The sequence below is a fragment of the Bradyrhizobium xenonodulans genome (assembly GCF_027594865.1).
GTDB lineage: Bacteria > Pseudomonadota > Alphaproteobacteria > Rhizobiales > Xanthobacteraceae > Bradyrhizobium > Bradyrhizobium xenonodulans.
The window spans coordinates 615,950-636,733 of sequence record NZ_CP089391.1 but is presented as its reverse complement, the minus strand read 5'-3'; the positions used below and the strand labels follow the sequence as shown (position 1 = coordinate 636,733).

The window sequence follows — 20,784 nt, the reverse complement described above, 5'->3', positions numbered from 1 at the left end:
GCAACTGTCTCACTTTGCGACGCTTTTCCCGTTCTCTTTAAGCTTCGGAACGACTCTAGAACGAATCGCGGCCGAATCGCTGACTCCCCGATGAGTCCTGTTACGTTCACGCAACATGTCGCGGGAGGCTTGTTGGGAGTGCACTAGATGGAGTTTTGGCCTGCCGCACAAGCGGCGTTTCGAGGGCGGAAAGGCTTAAGTTGGGGACGGCGCGGAGTCGAATCAGAATGGGCGAGGAGTCAAATGGATTCCCGGCCGGCGGACCATCAAAACAAAAAGTGCGAAAACAACCCCATGCACAGTAGGCAAGGTGTTGAAATGGCGTGACTTTTACCCTCTCCTGGCGCTGTACGCGATCGACCCTCCCCCTCCAGGGCAGGGCCATCGCATATGGCGCGTTTTGCGCGACCTGAGCGCACGCCTCGTCCTTCGAGACGACCGCTTCGCGGTCTCCTCAGGATGAGGCTAAGCAGCATCGGTGCTCGTTGAAACTGGTGCCGCGCACGCAACCCTCATCCTGAGGGCCCGCCAACGGCGGGCGTCTCGAAGGATGGCCACAGGCGAAATCGCTCCCATATGCGATAGCCCTCCCCCTCCAGGGGAGGTGGGCGCCCTACTGCGTCTTCGCGACCTTGGGGGGCTGGGCGGAGGTCAGGAAGCTGGTGGCTTCCAGCATCGCCGGGCCCAGCGGGGTCGGGACCTTCAGCCAGAACGGCACCAGGATGCGCGTGCCGGCCACGGGGGCAAACGCGATCTCGATGTTGCGCTGGGCGGCGAGGTATTTGATCACGGGGCGGTCGGGGATGTAGCCCGCCACAGGCACGAAATAGAGCGAGCAGACCACGACCGGACCCTTGTAGCCCTTCTCCGCCTTCACCGTCTCCATGCGCTTGAAATCGAGCTTCAGGTCGTAGCGCATGCGGCCGTCGAACACCGGCGCAGCGTTGTGGCAGGCGTCCGGCGTCACGGGATCGCCGGTGCCGGGCACGCGCAACAGCGAGGCCGTCATCGGGTCCCAGACGCCGCGGCGATGCGCGTCGGTGACGACGATGCGGTCGGCATCGACCGGGGGCTCCGGCACGATGCCGAACTCCTTCACATTGCCCTTGTCGAGCGTGATGTGGATCTCTTCGGTCTTCTTCGAGGTGGTGGTGGAGGCCTGGTATCCGGTCGCAACCAGCGTGCCGTTGACCACCCGGCCCTGCGAGGCGCCGGTGCCGGACCCGCCCGCGAAGGATTTCAAAAGCCCCGTGGTGCCGCCGCTAGCCGCGGCGGCGAACACGTCGTCGCCGATATCGATGTTCCAGGCGCCCTTGCCGACGGGAATGCCGGCCAGCGAGGCCTCATATTGCGCCTCGAGCTTGCCCTGCGCCGCCACGGGATCAGCCCCCCACGCCACGACGAGCCCGCAAAGGGCCGCGAAAGCGAGCCGGCCGGCCGAGCCCAGCCGGGGTAGATATCGGGGAGATGCGAGCACGAAACGATCCAATCGGGGGCGCGAACCGCTGTTACTTAAGCCAAAACCCGCGGCAAACAATGTGTCCGGGCGTGAGGCTTGCGGAACTCCACCGGACTTTTCGGCGGTGAATACGCCCTTTATGTGATGGTAAGGCGCGCTAATCATTGCCGTTTTGGTGATCGGGGGCCGCTGGGCTCTTGCCATTTATTCCTCTGTCATGCCCCGCGAAGGCGGGGCATCCAGTACGCCGCGCCCCCTCGACTCAAGCCCCGCTGGTGGAATACTGGATCGCCCGGCCAAGCCGGGCGATGACACCTATCGTGGGGCATGACGCGAGCACGAAAACCGCCCCAAAACCTTGACGTCCCGCCCCTTCCCCCCTATACGTCCGCCCGCTCCCTGCAAGGACGAAAGAATTAGCCCCCGTGGCGCCCAGAATGGCGGCCGCACTCAATGGGGGTTCGAACCTGAGGATTTCTACCATGTCTCGCCGCTGCGAACTGACGGCCAAGGGCCCCCTCGTCGGCCACAAGGTCAGCCACTCCAACATCAAGACCAAGCGCCGCTTCCTGCCGAACCTCGTCAACGTGACGTTCATCAGCGAAGCCCTCGAGCGCAACGTGCGCCTGCGCGTCTCGACCAACGCGGTCAAGAGCGTCGACCACAATGGCGGCCTCGATGCCTTCCTGCTCAAGGCCAAGGCCGACCTGCTGTCGCCGCGCGCCCTCGAGCTGAAGCGCGCCATCCAGAAGAAGGTCGGCCCGACCGCCGCGCCGGCCAAGAAGGCCAGCTAAGAGATTTTCGAATTGGGCGGGGGCTAGGTTGCGTCGCGTGGCGTAGGCTTAGCCGAGTAGAGTTTGCGTTGACGGCCGGATCGGAAGATCCGGCCGTTTTTGTTTGTGCGATGCACCATCAGAAGCGGAGTCGGGCGGGGATAGACTCAAGCCTAAGTTGCGCGCCCGACTCTTGACCGTTAGGCTTGGTCCATTGTCAGGATGCGTTTCAAATAATTCTCTTCTAAGGACATTTGACCGAGCTCGGATGATCAAGAAGCCGACGTTTCAAGAGTTTGGGCCGTTCGCGAAAGCGACCCTTGGCTTCGATATTAGTGATAGGTCCCTACAGACCTGGATTAACACCAACATCGAAACGGCACGCTCACAAATTCAGCAACACGACATTGTTGCGTTTGTAGAGAAGATGGTGACGGATCTACGACGAAGAGCGAAATATCGCCCAGGCAGATCCACACTCCTGGAAGTGGGATTACCGCTCGGCTCGCTTCTCCGCATCTTACCTCAGTCACACACTGCACTTGGTAGAAGGCATGTTCGAAGCAGCTCATTTCGTATCCGCTGAATTGGGTATGGCGGCGACAGAGGCGCTGCCCTACGAAGCGCAATGGCTTCTGTTGATCACGCTCCTAAACGAAGACGTGAGCGTAGCTCGCACTAGAGGCAAATTACGAGATTGGTTTACCGCAACGAGCTTCTACGAAGCACTTAAGGGAAGGCCGGATCATGCGCTCGTCCGCATGATTGAAGAAATCGTCTCACAACTAAAAATCGGAGAGGAAATTGCAGCACCGCCACAAGACATTCGTCCGACCGAGTTAGTCACAAAGCGCTTCTTAAGGGGTAAGGCTACAAGCGTTGCGTACGTTCAGCTCCTAATCCGAAACGGACTCTTTTCAAATTTGCCTTTGACAGATGTCCCCTATGAGCAGTTTGTCCCAATCGTTGACCGAGAAACACTTTCGAGTGCCTTTGGACGACACGTCCATTCTGCGAGAACTATCGGAAATGTTGTCTACATACCGGCGAATATCTTCCGCCGGCTTAACGGCAACCCTCTCAATCTTTATGATCTCGACCCGGAGCTTCTGTCAGCTCAATTCATAAGCCGACGCTTCCTACAGCAAATCAGGAAGGGGGAAGTTCGTCCTGCACTAGTGGTACGGGCCAGCCTGATTCGATCAGCCGCAGATCGAAAATCAGATTAACGATCTCAATACTTGTGATCCTGGTGAATGCTTTCGAAGAGCCTCGTCATCTCCTGTAACGGCACCGACAACGACATCTCGAAGAACATCTTGAAATTCTTGCAGCTCTACCGGTGCCTGCGCAAAGCCCGACAAGGACACAGTCGCGGCAGATGGTGTTTTACGATCCCGGCGTCGGCACGGTGTCAGAGCCGACCATGCCGCACCGCCTCAAAGGCCAACGGCAATCCGGCGCCAGTCCGCACCATCCGTGACGAAGCAGTTCGTGCCCCCTCCCCCTACCCCCGAAAATCAATGCTCCGCAGCACGATCCCCGGCGGGGTGCCCTCGAACTCCGTCGCGCGATACTTGCTCGCCGCACGCGCTTCGATGCGGTCGCGCAGGCGGGTGAACTGGGCTTCGCGCTGCTCGGGCCGGGCCTGCGGGCCGCGCTCGAGATAGTCCATCGCGGAGGTCGAGACCGCGCAAGCAATCTCCTTGCCGCCGTCCTGCATCGAGAACTGGACGATGCCCCGGTCCTGCTCGTGGCCGATATAGCGACCGCTCGTGAGTGCCATGGCTTACTCCTTGACGCGTTTGCTGCCCTGAAGCGGGATAACGGCGGGCCCCGATGATTGTTCTGGAACCGGTGCGTTCCCCCTGCCGCAGGCGGGAGCGGCGGAACGCAAGCGGCCGGCCGTCAGCGTCTTTCAGAACGGCCGCCGAAGGCGGCCTACGCCTCCCCCGAGAGCCTGACGAAATCGTCCAGCAGCGCCGCCACCAGCGCGCGGTGGCGGGTGTCCTCGACGGGCAGGCTCGCGGCATAGAGATTGAGCAGATGGCGCGCCTTCACCGCGGCCTCCGGCCACGACATCGCCGGCACCGTCATCATGCGATTTTCGAGCTCGGCCTCGCGCTCGCGCAGCTCCCTGACATGGGATTCGACGTCGGCCAGCGCGCGGCGCAGATCCGTCGCCTTCTGGGCCGCCATGCCGCGATGCTTGTCGAGATCGACCGGGACGTCGGTCATTGGCAGCGCTCGCGGTCGGCGGCCTGCGCATCGGCGAGGTCGACCGAGCCGATCGCGAGCCGCTCGGTGGCGCCGCGCAGGCTTTCCGCCGGCACGGTGATCAACGTCGCGATGCGGCGCCAGACCGGGAAGGACAGCCCCTCGATCGTCTCCTCGTCGGTGACGACCTCGTAGCAGCCCGCGGGGAGCTCGCGGTCGATGCCGCGGATGTGGAACGGATGCCTGAAGGTGACGGTTTCGTGCCGCGAACGGATGGACATGCGCGCCTGCCTTTTGTTGCAAGTGGGCCCCAACCGACGCCGACTGGCCCGACCATGCGCCCCTTGCACGGCAATAGCCAACGCTTTCTTGCGCGGCCGCCCGGGCGCCGCCCCCTTTAGCGCTCGCTATTGCCCCGCCGCAGGCGCACGATGCGCGGATTGATGCTGCCATCGGACGTATCAGGCGAATTCGAACCCCAGAGGAGACCGACATCATGGCCAAGGGACAGCAACGCAGCAATCGCGAGATCAAGAAGCCGAAGAAGGACAAAGCCAAGGCAATCGCCGCGGCGCCAAGCCGCAAGGAGGCGTGGCAGCCGGAGATCGGCCAGGGGAAGAAGAAGTAGGGGAATAAGCGGAGCGCTGAGCGCTTACCCTCCCCTGGAGGGGGAGGGTCGCTGCGCATGGAGCGAAGCGTAATGCGTAGCGGGGTGGGGTGACGGTCTCTCCACATCCAACAGTGCCCGAGCGGAGAGATCACCCCACCCCGCTCGCGCTTCGCGCGATCGACCCTCCCCCTCCAGGGGAGGGTAAGAGGAGCCCGCGTCTCTTCTCCGTCGCGCTTTTTTGGTATACTCGCCCCGGTAGCATGACCGGGAGGGGCATACCGTGGAGCACGACGCCAAAACCGACCACAAACCCGAGCCCAAAAACCTCGTCATCTGCTGTGACGGCACAGGCAACGAGATTTCGGAGAACATCTCCAACGTCCTGAAGCTCTATCGCTGCCTGCGCAAGACCGACAAGACCAGGCCGCGGCAGATGGTGTTCTACGATCCCGGCGTCGGCACGGTGACGGAGCCAACGACGTGGCACCGCATCAAGGCCGACGTCAACCTGGTGCTGGGGCTCGCCACCGGCTACGGGCTCGATGACAACGTGCTCTCGGCCTATTGCTTCCTGGTCGAGCATTACGCGCCCGGCGACAAGATCTATCTGTTCGGCTTTTCGCGCGGCGCCTACACCGTGCGCGTGCTGGCGGGGCTGATCCACAAGATCGGCCTGATCTCGCCGGAGCAGGCGAACCTCGCTGGAAGCGGCATGGTCGCCTACAAGCAATATTCCGGCACCGGGCGCGGCAACGATGTCGAGGACCTCAGGGACGTCGCCGTCGACGACCAGGGGCCGCTGCCGAAGGACCAGTTCGACCTCGCCGCGCAATTTGCGCGCATCACCTCGACGCGCTGGGCGACCATCCACTTCATCGGCGTGTGGGACACGGTGGCGAGCGTGATCGTGCCGCGGCGCGACAATCTCTTCTTCGTGTTCAGCCTGGAGGAGCTCGCCTTCACGCGGCGCAATCCCAGCGTCGCCATCTTCCGGCAGGCGATCGCGATCGACGAGCGGCGCCGCATGTTCCGCCTCAACAAATACGAGGAGCCGCAGGATTATTGGAGCAACCGCTACGTGCCCGACGAGAAGAAGGTGCCGCAGGACATCATGCAGGTGTGGTTCGCCGGCGTGCACAGCGACGTCGGCGGCGGCTATGCCGAGGCCGAGAGCGGCGAGTCCAAATATCCGCTGATCTGGATGATCGGCGAAGCCGAAAAGGCCGGGCTGAACTTCAACAAGCGCACGGTGAACCAGCTCGCCTGGGGCGTCCAGCGCAAGAACTCGCCGTTCAAATACGTGCCGCCCGAATACACCGGCAAGACGGGCGAGCTGCACGATTCGATGACGCCGGGCTGGCGCGTGCTGGAATGCATTCCGAAGAGCGCCAAATACAGGGAATGGCCGGAGCGGAAGGAGTTTCTCGGCCTCTACATCCCTTGCTGCGAGCCGCGTGTCATCCCCGACGGCGCCCATGTGCATGAGAGCGTGGTGAAGCGGATGGACGCGGAGCCGACCTACCGGCCGGTGAATCTGCCGGCGCGGTATGAGACCGTGCCGATGCCGGTGCCGCCGGGGCCGAGCGGCGGCGCGGAGGCGGATGAGATCGTGACGGGGTGAGGCGGGCTTCGCCCTCTCCGCTCGTCATTGCGAGGAGCGAAGCGACGAAGCAATCCAGAGTCTTTCCGCGGAGGCAGACTGGATTGCTTCGCTGCGCTCGCAATGACGGAGTTTGACGCAGCGCCCGCACCCCACTACCGCTACTTTCTCCATTCGCCGCTACTTTTCATTAAAATTCTCCGGCCCCCCTTAGCAGGATCGCATCACTCGCCGTCCATGATTGGGACAAAGCCCGCCGCGCGGTCCGCGGAATTGGAGGAGAGTGCCAATGCATCCGCGTCGACATGCCCGCGTCAAACCCTCAGGCCTGGTGTCCCGCCAGGCCAAGATCATCACCGACCCGCGCGCGCCCGTCATCGTCTGCACGCTGATCGACTATTCGCCGGGCGGGGCCTGCGTCGATCTCGGCGGGCAGGTGAAGATCCCCGACAGATTCGAGCTGCTGCACGTCAACACCAAGAAGCGCTGCCGCATCGCCTGGAAGCGCGGCACGCGCGTGGGCGTGGTGTTTTAGCGGGGATGCTTGCTGCGCCCTTACCCTCCCCTGGAGGGGGAGGGTCGGCTCATGTTGAGCGAAGCGAAATATGAGACGGGGTGGGGTGACGGTCTCTCCCCAACGAACACTGCCCGTGTTGAGAGATCACCCCACCCCGCTCGCGCTTCGCGCGATCGACCCTCCCCCTCCAGGGCAGGGCCAGAAACTTACTTCCGCATCCGGGCCTTTGTCCCCGCGACGATCTGCATCGCGACGCCGGCGATCCAGCCGAACAAGGCGAGCCAGGTCCACGCCAGATGCGGCTCGAGGCGCAGCACGATGACGGCGACGGAGGCGAGCGCGGTGAAGGTGGCGCAGAGCGTGCCGGCGGCGCTGAGGAATTCCGCGGCGTCGATGACGCTGTGCGCGTCGTCGAAGGGAAGCTGCGGCGTGTCGATGCCGAGATAGAAGCCGACGAAGCCGAGCAGCATCATCAACAGCAGAAAGCCCTGTGTGGTGAGCGGGACGATCGCCGAGCCGACATAGGCGCCGACGAACAGCCCGCACGCCGCCCCCGCCATCGCGAGGCCGACGCGCTCGATGACGTGGGCAGTCTTGCGAACACGAAACCGCATGGCCGGCCTCCGTGAGGCATCAGGTACGCGTCAGGTTAGGCCAGTTTGGCCGGGCGTGGAAGGCGCGACGGGTTACGGACGCGTGAGGGTTAACTCTCTTTCGCCGCTTGCGCGGAGAGGCGAAAACCTCACCGCGCTCCGAACGTGGTCTTGCCGAACAGCGCCTTTTGCGTCGAGGGCTGCGAGCGCCAATATTGCGGGGGCACATCGACCTCGCCGCCGAGCTCGGCGCCGGCGTGCCAGCCCCAGCGCGGGTCGTAGAGCATGCCGCGGGCGAGCGCGACCATGTCGGCCTTGCCGCCGCCGACGATCTCCTCGGCGTGCTTGGCTTCGGTGATGAGGCCGACGGCCATGGTCGGCAATCCCGTCTCGCGCTTGATGGTCTCCGCGAATCGCACCTGATAGCCGGGCCCGAGCGGAATCTTCTGCAGCGGCGAGACGCCGCCGGAGGAGGCATCGATCCAGTCGACGCCGCGCGCCTTCAGCGCATTCGCGAACTCAATCGTCTGCGCCAGATCCCAGCCGCCCTCGACCCAGTCGGTCGACGACACCCGCATGCCGACCGGCCGGTCGTGCGGGAACACGGTGCGCACCGCGTCGTACACTTCGAGCGGAAAGCGCATGCGGTTTGCGAGCGAGCCGCCATATTCGTCGGTGCGCCGGTTCGAGATCGGCGACAGGAACTGATGCATGAGATAGCCGTGCGCGCCGTGCAGCTCGATCGCGTCGATGCCGAGCCGGGCGGCGCGCTTCGCAGCATCGACGAAGGCGTCGCGGATGCGCTTGAGGCCGGCCGCATCCAGCGCCAGCGGCGCGGCTTCGCCCTCCTTGTGCGGCACCGCGGACGGCCCGACCGTCTGCCAGCCGCCCTGCTCGACCGGAATCAGCTGGCCGCCGTCCCAGGGCCGCGCGCTCGACGCTTTCCGCCCCGCATGGGCGAGCTGCATCGCGATCGCGGTCGAGGAATGCTTGCGCACCGAGGTGATGATCTGCTTCAGCGCCGCCTCGCCGGCATCGCTGTAGAGCCCGAGACAGCCCGGCGTGATGCGGCCGATCGCCTCCACATGGGTCGCCTCGATGCAGAACATCGCGGCCCCCGACAGCGCCAGATTGTTGATGTGGGTGAAGTGCCAGTCGGTGGCGACGCCGTCGTCGGCCGAATACTGGCACATCGGCGACACCACGATGCGGTTCTTCAACGTCAGGCCGCGCAGCTTGATCGGGGAAAACAGGGCGCTCATGCGGGGAGTTCCGGGGATGAGAGGAATGGAAGCAATTGCATGAAGTGTAGTCGGGGATGCGCAGATTGCCAGTTGCGCAGGCAGCATGGCCGCAGCGCCACCCATGCATACGCGCGTCAGTCGATCACGGCCTCAATTTCCGCCGTCGTCCCTGCGAAAGCAGGGACCCATAACCCCAGGGAGGGGTTTGGCGAAGATTGGCCGTTCGGGATTGGCACCGCGCAAAATCGATAGATCACGCGGTATGGGTCCCTGCGTTCGCAGGGACGACAGTGGCTACTCCACCAGCGTGAACTGCAGCAGCAGCGTGCGCTGGAGCATCGAAAAATTATCGTCGGACACCAGCGTCAGCACGGTCTCGCCCTCGGCCGTGACGTGGGCATCGATGCCTTCCATGTTGTCGACCTCGTGGCCGAGATCGGCGTTGAAGAGCGCGGGGCCGTCCACCAGCGCGTTCGGTGCGATCGATTTCAGCGGGATCGCGCGGATACGGATGTTGATGCCGGTGAACCAGGAGAATTTGCGTTCGAGGATGACGAGCTCGCCGGAGGGCAGCAGCGCGGCATCGCTGATGTCGAACTTGTCGGTGCGGCGGACGCGGAACTCGCCGGGCGTGGGGCCGCCGATCAGGAAGGCGACCAGATTGCCGTCGGCATCCAGCCCGCGCTCGGAGAACGCGATCAGCGTGCCCGCAAGCGGCTGGCCCTTGGGCACGACAACCATCCCTTCGAGCCCCTTGTTGGTGGGCAGCTTGCGCACCGCCGGCGGCGTCGGCAACACCTCGCCGCGGGCGCGTGTGCCGCCTTTCGAGAAGTCGAAGCGCATGATCTGGTTGACGCGCTCGAGCCCGACATAAACGAGGTTGCCGTCGCGCGCGAGCGATTCGGTATCGTACCAGAGCCGCTTCTCCGTGATCGGCCGTCCCTCCGCGTTCAGCATCGGCGCGGCCTCGACGTCATCGAGGCCGACCATCTTGCCGCCGGCATAGCGGATGCTGCCGGTGAACCAGGCGCCCTGGTCGGAGATCGCGAGGAAGCGCTCGCCCCTGGTATCGAGCCGGAGGCCGGACAGGCCGCCGAAGCCGCGAGAGGGCGAGGTCAGCACCAAGCCGCTGCGATATTGCAGCGAGCCGAAGCGTGTGCGCGAGCGGTCGCGCGGCTCGAAATTGGGAATCTGCCGCGCGTTCACCTCGATGCTGGCGGCCTCGGTGACGGCGTGCTCGATCGGCGCGAAGCGCAGCGACGGCTCGGCCGCAGGCTGCGCCTGCGCCAGTCGGGAGAGCGCGAGGGTGGAAAATCCCGCCGCCGCGTGGCCAATGAAGCTGCGGCGGGAAGGTAGCGTGCTCACGAATGCAGTTTGCGTCGCGGGCGACCGGCCGGCTGCGTGGGTGCTGTGTTGGTCTCGCTGAACAGCTCGGCGAGCTTTTCGGTGATGGCGCCGCCGAGCTCTTCGGCGTCCACGATCGTCACCGCGCGGCGATAGTAGCGCGTCACGTCATGCCCGATGCCGATCGCGATCAGCTCGACCGGCGAGCGGGTCTCGATCTCCTCGATGATGTGGCGCAGGTGCCGCTCGAGATAATTGCCGGGATTGACCGACAGCGTGGAATCGTCGACCGGCGCACCGTCCGAGATCATCATCAGGATCTTGCGCTGCTCGGGCCGCCCAAGCAGGCGCTTGTGCGCCCAGTCCAGCGCCTCGCCGTCGATGTTCTCCTTGAGGAGACCCTCGCGCATCATCAGGCCGAGATTCTTCCGCGCCCGGCGCCAGGGGGCGTCGGCCGACTTGTAGATGATGTGACGGAGATCGTTGAGGCGGCCGGGATTGGCCGGCTTGCCGGCGGCAAGCCACGCCTCGCGGGACTGCCCACCTTTCCAGGCGCGCGTGGTGAAGCCCAAAATCTCGACCTTGACGCCGCAACGCTCCAGCGTGCGGGCGAGAATGTCGGCGCAGGTGGCGGCAACCGTGATCGGACGGCCGCGCATCGAGCCGGAATTGTCGAGCAGCAGCGTCACCACGGTGTCGCGGAACGTCGCCTCCTTCTCGTGCATGAAGGACAGCGGATGATAGGGATCGGTCACGACGCGCGACAGGCGCGCAGGGTCGAGGATGCCCTCTTCGAGATCGAAGTCCCAGGCGCGGTTCTGCTGCGCCATCAAGCGCCTCTGAAGGCGGTTGGCGAGACGGGCGACGATGCCCTGCAGATGCGCGAGCTGCTTGTCGAGATAGGCGCGCAGGCGCTCCAGCTCGTCATGGTCGCAGAGGTCTTCGGCCGAGATGATCTCGTCGAATTTCGGCGCGAAGGCATGATATTCCGGCCCGCGCGGCTCGTTCTTGCCGTGCGCGTTCGGACGCGTCGCTTCCCCGGGCGTCTCGTCGTCGCCGAGCTCGCCGTCGTCGAAGGTATCGGAGGTCGAAGCCTGCGCGCTTTCCATCGCGCTCTCGCTCATCTCCTCCGACGAGGCCTGCGCCTGGTCGGCGCTCATCTCCTGCGCGGCATCGGAATCGGGCGAGCCTTCCGCGCCGGACTGATCGTTGTCGCCGTCGCGATTTTCCTCGTCGTCGTCATTGTCTTCGCTGTCGGCGCTGCGCTCGTCGCCGATATCGAGCGCCGTCAGCAGGTCGTGCACGGCATCGCCGAACCGGGTCTGGTCCTCGACCAGGGTATCGAGCCGGTCGAGCCGCTTGCCGATCTTGTCCTCGAGGATGGGCCGCCAGAGATCGACCATTTTCTTCGCGGCCGTGGGCGGCGCCATGCCGGTCAGGCGCTCGCGCACCAGCATCGCCAGCGCGTCCGCCAACGGCGCATCGGCACGGTCAGTGATCTCGTCGAACTTGCCACGATGGAAATGATCGTCGAGCATCGCAGTGAGGTTCTTGGCAACGCCCGCCATGCGGCGCGCGCCGATCGCCTCGACCCTCGCCTGCTCGACCGCCTCGAACACGCCGCGCGCCTGCGGATTGCCCGGCATCAGCTTGCGATGCAGCTTGGCATCGTGACAGGCGATCTTGAGCGCGATGGAATCGGCATGGCCGCGCACGATCGCGGCATCACGCTTGGTCATCTTTCGCGCGGGCTCAGGTAGTCGCGCTTTACCCGGCGCGAGGCCCGGACGCTCGGCGGCAAAGCTGACGTCGAGCTCGGGCGACTTCGCGATCGCCTTCAGGCAGGAGGCCACCGAGCGCTTGAACGGCTCGGTCGGAGCTTCCTTGGTGTTACGGAATTTGGAGTTGGATGATGATGTGCTCATAGCGACTTCGTCAACGAATGGCGCGTCACGCCGCCGGGATAGCCGTCGATGACGCCGAATTCCTCGTACCCTTGGGAACGATAAAAACCCGGCGCCTGGAAACTCATCGTGTCGACATGGGATCGAACCGCGCCGATCCGCCTTGCTTCGTCCTCGATCGCCGCGATCAGCTTCGCACCATGACCCTGGCCGCGATGTTTCTGCTCGATCCAGAAGAACTGGATGAACAGAACGGTGGTCCAGATCTGCCCGACCACCCCGCCGACGATCTTGCCGCGGTCCTTGAGTGAGACCGCGAGGCCTTTCAGCCTCTGCGTCCCCATGTGCTCGTGGTTGTAGCCACTGAGCCCGGCGAGCACAGCCTTCTTGGTGGTCCCAATGGTGCGCTCGACGGTGATGGTCGGCATGGTCTAGCTGAGCGCCACGTTGACCGCCGATTCCGGCAGCTCCGCATTGAAGCAGCGCTGGTAGAACTCGGCGACCAGGGGACGCTCGAGCTCGTCGCACTTGTTGAGGAAGGTGACGCGGAAGGCAAATCCGATATCGCCGAAGATGTCGGAGTTTTCCGCCCAGGTGATCACCGTACGCGGGCTCATCACCGTCGACAGATCGCCGTTGGCGAAGGCGTTGCGGGTGAGATCGGCGAGGCGCACCATCTTGTTGACGATGTCGCGGCCCTCCTGGGTGCGATAGTGCTTGGCCTTCGCCAGCACGATCTCCACTTCCTCGTCGTGGCTGAGATAGTTCAGCGTCGTGACGATCGACCAGCGGTCCATCTGACCCTGGTTGATCTGCTGGGTGCCGTGATAGAGGCCCGAAGTGTCGCCGAGGCCGACCGTGTTGGCGGTCGAGAACAGGCGGAACGCCGGGTGCGGCTTGATCACCTTGTTCTGGTCGAGCAGCGTCAGGCGTCCCGAGACCTCCAGCACGCGCTGGATCACGAACATCACGTCGGGGCGGCCGGCGTCGTATTCGTCGAACACCAGCGCGACGTTGTTCTGGAGCGCCCAGGGCAGAATGCCGTCGCGGAATTCGGTGACCTGCTTGCCGTCGCGGACCACGATGGAGTCCTTGCCGACGAGGTCGATACGGCTGATGTGGCTGTCGAGGTTGACACGCACGCAGGGCCAGTTCAGGCGGGCCGCAACCTGCTCGATGTGGGTGGATTTACCGGTGCCGTGATAGCCGGTCACCATCACGCGGCGGTTGCGGGCGAAGCCGGCCAGAATGGCGAGCGTGGTGGCGCGGTCGAAGCGATAGTCGGAATCGACTTCGGGCACGTGAGGATCGACTTCGGAATAGGCCGGCACTTCGAGATCGCTGTCGATCCCGAACACCTGGCGCACCGACACCTTCATGTCGGGCATTCCGGAAACTTCCTCAACTTTGGACATCGCGGCGGTCGTCATCAATCCTCCGAGGTCCCGGGCGGTCCCGAAACCAGTTATTCGCACGTTGGCTGCGGCTGGGTGCTGAAAATCAACCTATCAGAGACAACGTGCGGGCAGAAGCCCGCCCTCCAATCAAAGTTCCGTTGTCTTTTCATTTAGATAGGCAAGGAACGCAGTTTTTGGAGGGCTGCCTTGCGAATCACGCTCGAATTTCGGGCGGGATGCGCGGCCTGCCCACGCGAATGGCACTTTTACCGCCGCGCCTTACTTATGTAGGGTCCGAACCGGATAGCCCCAGCCACCGCCACGAAAGACGACGTGACGTCCTTCCTCGACCCCCTCATATCCTTCGTCTCGGCCCATGCGTGGCTGGCCTACCTGACCCTGTTCCTGGCGGCGCTGCTCGAAGCCGTCCCGGTGGTGGGGTCGGTCATCCCCGGCTCGACCATCATCCTGGCGCTGAGCGCGCTCGTTCCGGGGGGCGAGCTGAAGCTGCAATGGGTGCTGCTGGCAGCAGCGGTCGGCGCCGTGCTCGGCGACGGCTCGGCCTACTGGATCGGGCACCGGCGCCAGCGCGAGATCCTCAGCACCTGGCCGCTGACCAATTATCCGCGCGTGGTCGCCGAGAGCGAAAACTTCTTCAACCGTTTCGGCACCTGGGCCGTGTTCTTCGCCCGCTTCGTGCCGCCGATCAGGGCCTTCGTGCCGGTGACATCAGGCGCACTGGGGATGGCGCCGGCGAAGTTCTACGCGGTGAACATCCCGGCGATCCTAGTCTGGGCGCCGGCGCATGTGCTGCCGGGCGTGCTGGCGGTGTCGGCCCTGCACAAATATGCCGGGCTGCATCATCATGGGCACGTCGGCAAGCACATCTGGATCTTGGCGGTGGCGACCGTGGCGATCATCGGCGGCCTTGGCGTCTGGTACTATCACCGACGGCAGAACGGCGTCGTCGCAGCCAAGCCGCGGGCTTAGATCTTACCCTCCCCTGGAGGGTAAGCGCAGTTCGCCGCTTACGCCTGTTCAGACCTTCAACTCTACCATCCCTGCCCTTCTTCCCGGTGCCGGCCCCACATACCGCGCCCGCGGCCTGATCAACTTCCCAAACTGCAACTGCTCGCTGGCATGGGCGATCCAGCCGACGCTGCGGGCCATGGCGAACAGCGCGAGCTCGCTGCCGGCGGGCAGCCTCAGCGCGTGCACGAGCACCGCGAGCGCGTAGTCGATATTGACGAGCTCGCCGGTCGCCTCAATGATCCTTTCCGGTACTTCTCGCGTGAATTTTCGCGGTGCGCCCGCGCGCGACAGAGCGTTGAGCAGCGATTGCGCGCGCGGATCGCCGCGCTTGTAGACGCCGTGGCCGAAGCCGGCAAAGCGCTCGCCGAGCGCGACGCGCTCGCGCACCATCGGCTCGACGTCGCGATCGATCAGCGTCTTGACGAGCTGCGAAGCCAGCACGCCGGCGCCGCCATGTTTTGGCCCTTTCAGCGCGGCGAGACCGGCGATGACGGCATCATAGAGATTGAGGCCGGTGGAGGCCGCGCAGCGCGCGGTGAAGGTCGAGGCGTTGAGTTCATGATCGGCGAGCAGCACCAATGCGCGGCGGATCAGATCGGGCGCATGCTTGTTGTCCGCCGCCCACGCTTTCGCAACCTGCTGATGCAGCGGCTCGGCCGATGGCTCGGCATTGAGCATAGTCGCGACCAGCAGGCGGACGATGCGCGCCCCGACCAGCGCGCGGCCGTCGGGCGCGCGGGTGAAGGCGCGGGGATCGGCGCTCGACGCGAGCGCCAGCACCGCGATGGCCCGGTCGATCGGCGCGGCCCGGCGCGCGGCTTCTGCGATCGCGCGCATCTCCTCGGATATCTTGGGCTGATTGTCAGGCGCGAACGGATCGACGCCGGAGACGTCCCAGAGCAGCGTCGCGGTGTGCTCCAGCGTGTCGTTCTCGGCGAGATCGACGCAGTTCACACCGCGGTAGATCGCGCCCTCCTCGGTGATGGTCGAGATCTCCGTGTCCATCACCGGCAGGTCGGCGTCGAAGCTGCGCAGGCCCTTCGGCTCCGGCGACGGCACCCGGCGCTCCTTCAGGGCGCGGACGTCCTCGGCGCGGTAGCGGTTTTTGCGAGAATCCGGCGTCGGCTCGGAGCGGATCAGGCCACGGCTGACATAGGCGTAGAGGGTCGCCGGCGAGATCGCGAGCTCGGCGGCGGCCTCCCGGGCAGAGAGGTAAAGCTCCTCGGAATTTTTCATATTGATTTATGTAATCAAGATTGATCAATCTGTCGAGAGGCCCGACCTTTCTGCCCGTGCAGTGCAAAAAGGGAGATTGGCCATGAACATCCTCACCAAAAGCCAGATCGGGCTGGACGGCGTTCCCGCGGCCGAGACCGTGCTGAGCCATGTCGACGGCGAGCGCGGCGAGCTGATCATCGCCGGCGAGCATGTCGGCCGCCTTGCCGCCAAATCGAGCTTCGAGGGCGTCACCGCCCGGCTCTGGAACGGCGCCGGCGCGAGCAAGACCGGCTTGAGCGAAGCCAATGTGCGGGCGAGCCTCGGTGCGGCGCGTGAGCGCGCTTTCGCCCGGGTGGACGAGTTGCTGCCGGCGACACGCGGCATGGGCATCATCGACGGGTTTCGCGCGGCGGTCGCCGGACTTCGCGCCGAGCATGGCCTCGCGCATGAGGCGACCATCGTCGGCGCGTTTCCGGTGATCGCGGGCGCGCTGGTGCGGCGCGCGAAAGGGCTCGATCCCGTCGCGCCCGATCCGAACGTGAGCCACGCGGCCGATACGCTGCGCATGCTGCATGGGCGCGCGCCTGAAACGCGCGAGGTCACTGCGCTCGACGCCTATCTCGTCACCGCCAGCGACCACGGCATGAACGCCTCGACCTTCACCACACGCGTGGTCGCCTCGACGCAAGCCGATCTGTTTGCCGCCGTCACCGCCGGCTATTGCGCGCTCACCGGACCGCTGCATGGCGGCGCGCCCGAGCCGGTGCTGGAAATGCTCGATGCGATCGGCTCGCGCGAGCGCATCCAGCCCTGGGTGGATGCGGCGCTGGCCCGCGGCGAGCGGATGATGGGCTTTGGTCATCGCGTCTATCGCGTGCGCGATCCGCGCGCCGACGTGCTCAAGACCGCAATCGAGGCGCTGGCGTCCAACGGTGCCGATTTGCCGTTTGCCGGCGAGGTCGAGGCCTATATCCGCAGCGCGCTGCGCAAGAAGAATCCGGAGCGGCCGCTGGAGACGAACGTGGAGTTCTTCACCGCGATCCTGCTCGATGCGCTGGCAATTCCGCGTCAGGCCTTCACGCCGATCTTCGCGGTCGCGCGCGTCGCAGGCTGGACCGCGCATGCCCGCGAGCAGCAGCGCACGGGACGGTTGATCCGGCCGAGCTCGTCCTATGTGGGGGCGATGCCGGAGGAATGACGCAGCAGCCCCGATGGAGCGAAGCGCAATCCGGAAAAGTCGCGCGTGCGAGATGGACCCGGACGACGCTGACGCTCCATCCGGCGCCTCGGCTATCGATAGGTCGAGAGGGGGGTCTGCACCTCCCCGAGGAGCAATGTGGAACGGATACGTGGCCGGCGAATTAGCTGATCTGGCCCCGTAGAGGAACGCAATGCTGGACTTGTTTGGACCATCTGACGAGGCCAGGATTGGCGAGATCGCCAGGCAGGCAGCAAACAGCAGCGCCGCCGGCGCGGATTCCGAGAGACGATTCCGGGACTTGCTCCAGGCGCTGCCCGCGGCCATCTACACCACCGACGCAGAGGGCCGCATCACCTTCTTCAATCAAGCCTGCATCGACTTCGCCGGACGCACGCCGAAGATTGGCGAGATGTGGTGCGTGACTTGGAAGCTCTACCTGCCCGATGGCACACCGCTTCCCCACGACAAATGCCCCATGGCGATCGCCCTCAAGCAGAACCGTCCCGTGCGCGATGCCGAGGCCGTTGCCGAACGGCCCGACGGCTCGCGGATCTGCTTCGTGCCCTATCCCACTCCGCTGCGCGACGAAGACGGCCGGTTGGTCGGAGCCGTCAACATGCTGGTCGACATCACGGCCCGCAAGCAGGCGGAAGAGCGGATGATGCTTCTCACGGCCGAAGTCGACCATCGGTCGAACAACCTGCTCGCGGTGATCCAGGCGATGCTGCGGTTGACGAAGGCAGATAGCGCGGAAGCGTTCCAAGCCACGTTCCAAGGCCGGCTCAGCGCCCTCGCCAACGTGCAGAGACTGTTCTCGGCTTCGCGCTGGACCGGCGCGAGCCTGAAGACGATCGTCGAAGAAGAGCTCCGGCCCTACGCAAGCGGAGACCGCGAACGGGTCGGCATCGAAGGAGATGACATCAGCCTGCCGGCGACGCTGGCCCAGTCGATCGCGGTCGCCATCCATGAGCTGGCGACCAACGCGGCCAAATACGGCTCGCTGTCGACGCCTTCGGGCCGGTTGAATATCCGCTGGGAGGCCGATCCAGCCACGTCCCTCGTCTTGCGCTGGTCGGAGAGCGGCGGGCCGGAGGTCACCGAGCCGACCCGCAAGGGTTTTGGGGTCGGCGCTGTCGATGGCGTAATCCGGACCTTGCGGGGAAGAATTACCCGGCAATGGAGGCCGGAAGGACTGGTCTGCGAGCTGTCCTTCCCGGGGGTCGCTGCCTAGAGCGCGATGACGCTTCAGGCCTCGCGCACCACCGTCTTCAGATAATTATACGCCTTGATGATCTCGATCAGGCGATCCTCGGTGGAGCGGTCGCCGCCGTTGGCATCGGGATGGTGCTGCTTGACCAGCGCCTTGTACTTGCTCTTGACGTCGGCGAGCGTGGAATCGGGGCCGAGACCCATGACCTGGAGCGCCTTGCGCTCGGCGTTCATCACCTTGCGCGTCTCGGCCTTGGGCTGGGCCTCGGGGCCCTTCCGCCAATTCGCACGGCCGTTGATCTCGGAGAACATGCTGAACGGATCGGACGCCATGTCGATCTCGGCTTCCGCACCCTTCTTGCCGCCATTGGCGCCCATCTTCCAGGTCGGGCGATGACCGGTCAGGGCATCCTTCTGGTAGCGCGCGACGGCGTCGGCATTCATGCCGGAGAAGAAATTGTAGTTCTGGTTGTACTCGCGCACGTGGTTCAGGCAGAAGTGCCAGTACTCGCGCTGGTTCTCGCGGCCCTTCGGCGCACGGTGCGCGCCCTTGTTCTGACACCCGGCCCATTCGCAGTTGACCACGGCGTCGCGCGGCTTCACTTCCGGCTGCTTGCCCCGCGGCTTCACGCGGATGGAGTCGAAGAACTTTGATGAATCGATCGGCATGGCTGACTTTGACTACGCAATGCAAAAACCTTCAAGTCTTGACATTGCAATTAGGACGAAACCCCGTAGCACTTCGGCATTTTTCAGGACGGCCGCCAGAGGCGGCCTATGCAATTGACGGGGCGCTTGCGCACGCTTTAATGGCACCCATGGTTATGAAAGACACTATCAGCAACAAGTTGCAGGAAGCTTTCACGCCGGAAAGCCTGCAAGTCGTCGACGAGTCACATTTGCATGAGGGCCACGCCGGCCATCGGCCAAGCGGCGAGACGCACTTCCGCGTTTATATCGTGTCTGCCGCCTTCAAAGGGAAGAGCCGGGTCGACCGCCATCGCATGATAAATTCGGCGCTGGCCGCGGAACTCTCCGGCAGCGTCCACGCCCTCGCGATCCACGCCCAGGCGCCTGGGGAAGGCGGGACGTAACCTCTGCTGTCATGCCCCGCGAAGGCGGGGCATCCAGTACTCCGTGACAGCGCGGCTAGAGCCGAGCCGCTGCGGCGTACTGGATCGCCCGCCTGCTGTTTAGACCGGACAGATCACTGACGGGTGTTCGGAGACATAGCTGACACATCACAATGGGCTGGATTGGTCGATTTGGGAGGCCGTCCATGCCCTGGAACGAGGTGTCGGTAATGGATCAGCGACGCGAGTTTGTGCGGCTTGCCTTACAGGAAGGAGCGAACCGGCGAGAGTTGTGCCGGCGGTTCGGAATCAGCCCTGACGTGGGCTATAAATGGTTGCGGCGTTGGCAGGCTGGCGACCATGATCTGGCGGATCAGCCGCGTCGTCCGAAGAGCATGCCCAGGCGCAGCGAGCCTGCGGTGGAGGCGCAAATCCTGGCTGTGCGGGACAAGCATCCAGCCTGGGGGGCGCGCAAGATTGCCCATTGCCTGAAGCGCGACGGCCAGGCTGTGCCTGTGCCTTCGACGGTCCATCAGATCCTGTGCCGGAATGAGCGGATCAAGCCGAGCGAGAAGGCTTCGCCAAGCCCTTCAGACCACCGGTTCGAGAAGGATGCGCCCAATCAGCTTTGGCAGATGGACTTCAAGGGTCACATGCCGCTTGCCGACGGGAGGCGTTGCCATCCGCTCACCATGGTCGATGACCACTCGCGCTATGCCCTGTGTCTGAAGGCATGCGCCAACGAGCGGCGCCCAGACGTGCAGAAACACCTGACCGACACTTTTCGACGCTATGGGATGCCAGAGGCCTTTTACCTCGACAATGGATCTCCCTGGGGCGACACGTCCGGCGCTCGCTGGACCTCGCTGAAGGTATGGCTGCTCAAGCTCGGCGTCAGGGTGATCCACGCCAGGCCACGCCATCCTCAGGGCCGAGGCAAGAACGAACGCTTCCATCGCAGCTTGAAAGCGGAAGTGTTCGCTCTGCACACGTTCCGCACCCTGGCGGAAGTTCAGCGCGCCCTCGACAACTGGCGCACGATCTACAATCTGGAGCGGCCACATGAAAGCCTCGGCATGGGTATCCCCGCCGATCGCTACCGGCCGAGTTCTCGCGCCATGCCCGATCGTGTGCCGAAGGTGCAATACGACGCCGGGGAGATCGTTCGCACCGCCTCCTCGACCCGGAGCTACATCGCCTTCAAAGGGCAGATGTGGAAAGTCCCTCAAGCCTTCTGCGGCGAGCAGTTGGCCATCAGGCAGCTCGACCGCGACGGTCGCTACGGAATCTTCTTCGCCAGCTGGCAGGTCGCATCAATCGACTTGACCAATGGCCAACCTGTCAGTGATGTGTCCGAACAGGTGTCAGCTATGTCCCCGGTCTGAACACTGCG

General features: G+C 64.4%; 22 protein-coding genes. 10 read left to right on the top strand and 12 right to left on the bottom strand.

The features are described from left to right. Window positions 1-613: 613 nt before the first annotated feature. The gene (locus tag I3J27_RS03015) at window positions 614-1,477 is read right to left on the bottom strand and encodes a DUF3108 domain-containing protein (protein WP_270165045.1); all 864 of its coding nucleotides are present in this window, start codon (window positions 1,475-1,477) and stop codon (window positions 614-616) included. A 464-nt stretch (window positions 1,478-1,941) separates the two neighbouring features. Between I3J27_RS03015 and rpmB the strand changes: the two genes are divergently transcribed. Together rpmB and I3J27_RS03005 are read left to right on the top strand one after the other, a co-directional pair. Next, a complete protein-coding gene (gene rpmB / locus I3J27_RS03010; RefSeq protein WP_028141842.1) occupies window positions 1,942-2,253 on the top strand; it encodes a 50S ribosomal protein L28 in 312 nt (103 codons plus the stop codon). Window positions 2,254-2,786: 533 nt separating this feature from the next. Continuing rightward, on the top strand, window positions 2,787-3,461 hold the full coding sequence (locus tag I3J27_RS03005; protein ID WP_270165042.1) for a hypothetical protein: 675 nt from the start codon (window positions 2,787-2,789) through the stop codon (window positions 3,459-3,461). Between the two features lie 278 nt (window positions 3,462-3,739). Here I3J27_RS03005 and I3J27_RS02995 read toward each other — a convergent pair whose 3' ends face one another. The 3 genes from I3J27_RS02995 to I3J27_RS02985 form a co-directional block, all read right to left on the bottom strand. After that, complete coding sequence (locus I3J27_RS02995; RefSeq protein WP_270165040.1) at window positions 3,740-4,018, bottom strand: DUF1488 family protein; 279 nt, start codon at window positions 4,016-4,018, stop codon at window positions 3,740-3,742. 155 nt (window positions 4,019-4,173) lie between these two features. Further along, window positions 4,174-4,470, bottom strand: coding sequence for a hypothetical protein (locus tag I3J27_RS02990; RefSeq protein ID WP_270165038.1), 297 nt, complete (start codon window positions 4,468-4,470; stop codon window positions 4,174-4,176). Continuing rightward, window positions 4,467-4,730 carry a hypothetical protein gene (locus I3J27_RS02985; RefSeq protein WP_270165036.1) on the bottom strand — a complete coding sequence of 88 codons (264 nt, stop codon included), beginning with the start codon at window positions 4,728-4,730 and terminating at the stop codon, window positions 4,467-4,469. The genes I3J27_RS02990 and I3J27_RS02985 overlap by 4 nt, the downstream gene beginning before the upstream one ends. A 215-nt stretch (window positions 4,731-4,945) precedes the next feature. Here I3J27_RS02985 and I3J27_RS02980 point away from each other — a divergent pair, with 215 nt between their 5' ends. From I3J27_RS02980 to I3J27_RS02970, 3 genes are all read left to right on the top strand, one after another. After that, complete coding sequence (locus I3J27_RS02980) at window positions 4,946-5,077, top strand: hypothetical protein (protein WP_270165034.1); 132 nt, start codon at window positions 4,946-4,948, stop codon at window positions 5,075-5,077. Window positions 5,078-5,339: 262 nt separating this feature from the next. Further along, window positions 5,340-6,680 carry a T6SS phospholipase effector Tle1-like catalytic domain-containing protein gene (locus I3J27_RS02975; RefSeq protein ID WP_270165032.1) on the top strand — a complete coding sequence of 447 codons (1,341 nt, stop codon included), beginning with the start codon at window positions 5,340-5,342 and terminating at the stop codon, window positions 6,678-6,680. 268 nt (window positions 6,681-6,948) lie between these two features. After that, the gene (locus I3J27_RS02970) at window positions 6,949-7,194 is read left to right on the top strand and encodes a PilZ domain-containing protein (protein ID WP_270165030.1); all 246 of its coding nucleotides are present in this window, start codon (window positions 6,949-6,951) and stop codon (window positions 7,192-7,194) included. 188 nt (window positions 7,195-7,382) lie between these two features. On the opposite strand, the gene I3J27_RS02965 is transcribed toward I3J27_RS02970, so the two are convergent. From I3J27_RS02965 to cobS, 6 genes are all read right to left on the bottom strand, one after another. Then, complete coding sequence (locus tag I3J27_RS02965; RefSeq protein WP_270165028.1) at window positions 7,383-7,790, bottom strand: hypothetical protein; 408 nt, start codon at window positions 7,788-7,790, stop codon at window positions 7,383-7,385. Between the two features lie 128 nt (window positions 7,791-7,918). Further along, a complete protein-coding gene (locus I3J27_RS02960; RefSeq protein ID WP_270165026.1) occupies window positions 7,919-9,031 on the bottom strand; it encodes an NADH:flavin oxidoreductase/NADH oxidase in 1,113 nt (370 codons plus the stop codon). A 276-nt stretch (window positions 9,032-9,307) separates the two neighbouring features. Further along, window positions 9,308-10,378 (bottom strand): esterase-like activity of phytase family protein, encoded by a 1,071-nt coding sequence (locus I3J27_RS02955; protein ID WP_270165024.1) that lies wholly within the window; start codon window positions 10,376-10,378, stop codon window positions 9,308-9,310. Next, window positions 10,375-12,282 (bottom strand): cobaltochelatase subunit CobT, encoded by a 1,908-nt coding sequence (cobT, locus tag I3J27_RS02950; protein ID WP_270165022.1) that lies wholly within the window; start codon window positions 12,280-12,282, stop codon window positions 10,375-10,377. The genes I3J27_RS02955 and cobT overlap by 4 nt, the downstream gene beginning before the upstream one ends. Then, window positions 12,279-12,689, bottom strand: coding sequence for a GNAT family N-acetyltransferase (locus tag I3J27_RS02945; protein WP_270165019.1), 411 nt, complete (start codon window positions 12,687-12,689; stop codon window positions 12,279-12,281). Before I3J27_RS02945 ends, cobT begins: the two co-directional genes overlap by 4 nt. Window positions 12,690-12,692: 3 nt before the next feature. Then, window positions 12,693-13,691: a cobaltochelatase subunit CobS gene (gene cobS / locus I3J27_RS02940; RefSeq protein WP_270165017.1), complete on the bottom strand. Its 999-nt coding sequence runs from the start codon at window positions 13,689-13,691 to the stop codon at window positions 12,693-12,695. Between the two features lie 300 nt (window positions 13,692-13,991). Here cobS and I3J27_RS02935 point away from each other — a divergent pair, with 300 nt between their 5' ends. Beyond that, window positions 13,992-14,648 carry a DedA family protein gene (locus I3J27_RS02935; protein WP_270165015.1) on the top strand — a complete coding sequence of 219 codons (657 nt, stop codon included), beginning with the start codon at window positions 13,992-13,994 and terminating at the stop codon, window positions 14,646-14,648. A 48-nt stretch (window positions 14,649-14,696) separates the two neighbouring features. Here the strand turns inward: I3J27_RS02935 and I3J27_RS02930 are convergent, their stop codons facing one another. After that, window positions 14,697-15,926, bottom strand: coding sequence for a citrate/2-methylcitrate synthase (locus I3J27_RS02930; protein ID WP_270165013.1), 1,230 nt, complete (start codon window positions 15,924-15,926; stop codon window positions 14,697-14,699). 82 nt (window positions 15,927-16,008) lie between these two features. Between I3J27_RS02930 and I3J27_RS02925 the strand changes: the two genes are divergently transcribed. Together I3J27_RS02925 and I3J27_RS02920 are read left to right on the top strand one after the other, a co-directional pair. Further along, the gene (locus I3J27_RS02925; protein ID WP_270165011.1) at window positions 16,009-17,106 is read left to right on the top strand and encodes a citrate synthase/methylcitrate synthase; all 1,098 of its coding nucleotides are present in this window, start codon (window positions 16,009-16,011) and stop codon (window positions 17,104-17,106) included. Window positions 17,107-17,299: 193 nt separating this feature from the next. Then, window positions 17,300-18,340, top strand: a complete 1,041-nt coding sequence (locus tag I3J27_RS02920; protein ID WP_270165009.1) for a sensor histidine kinase — start codon at window positions 17,300-17,302, stop codon at window positions 18,338-18,340. Between the two features lie 14 nt (window positions 18,341-18,354). On the opposite strand, the gene I3J27_RS02915 is transcribed toward I3J27_RS02920, so the two are convergent. Continuing rightward, on the bottom strand, window positions 18,355-18,987 hold the full coding sequence (locus I3J27_RS02915) for a J domain-containing protein (protein WP_270165007.1): 633 nt from the start codon (window positions 18,985-18,987) through the stop codon (window positions 18,355-18,357). A gap of 149 nt (window positions 18,988-19,136) precedes the next feature. Between I3J27_RS02915 and I3J27_RS02910 the strand changes: the two genes are divergently transcribed. After that, window positions 19,137-19,412 carry a BolA family protein gene (locus I3J27_RS02910; RefSeq protein WP_370692004.1) on the top strand — a complete coding sequence of 92 codons (276 nt, stop codon included), beginning with the start codon at window positions 19,137-19,139 and terminating at the stop codon, window positions 19,410-19,412. 185 nt (window positions 19,413-19,597) lie between these two features. Next, the gene (locus tag I3J27_RS02905; protein WP_270162740.1) at window positions 19,598-20,776 is read left to right on the top strand and encodes an IS481 family transposase; all 1,179 of its coding nucleotides are present in this window, start codon (window positions 19,598-19,600) and stop codon (window positions 20,774-20,776) included. The last annotated feature ends 8 nt before the right edge of the window (window positions 20,777-20,784 follow it).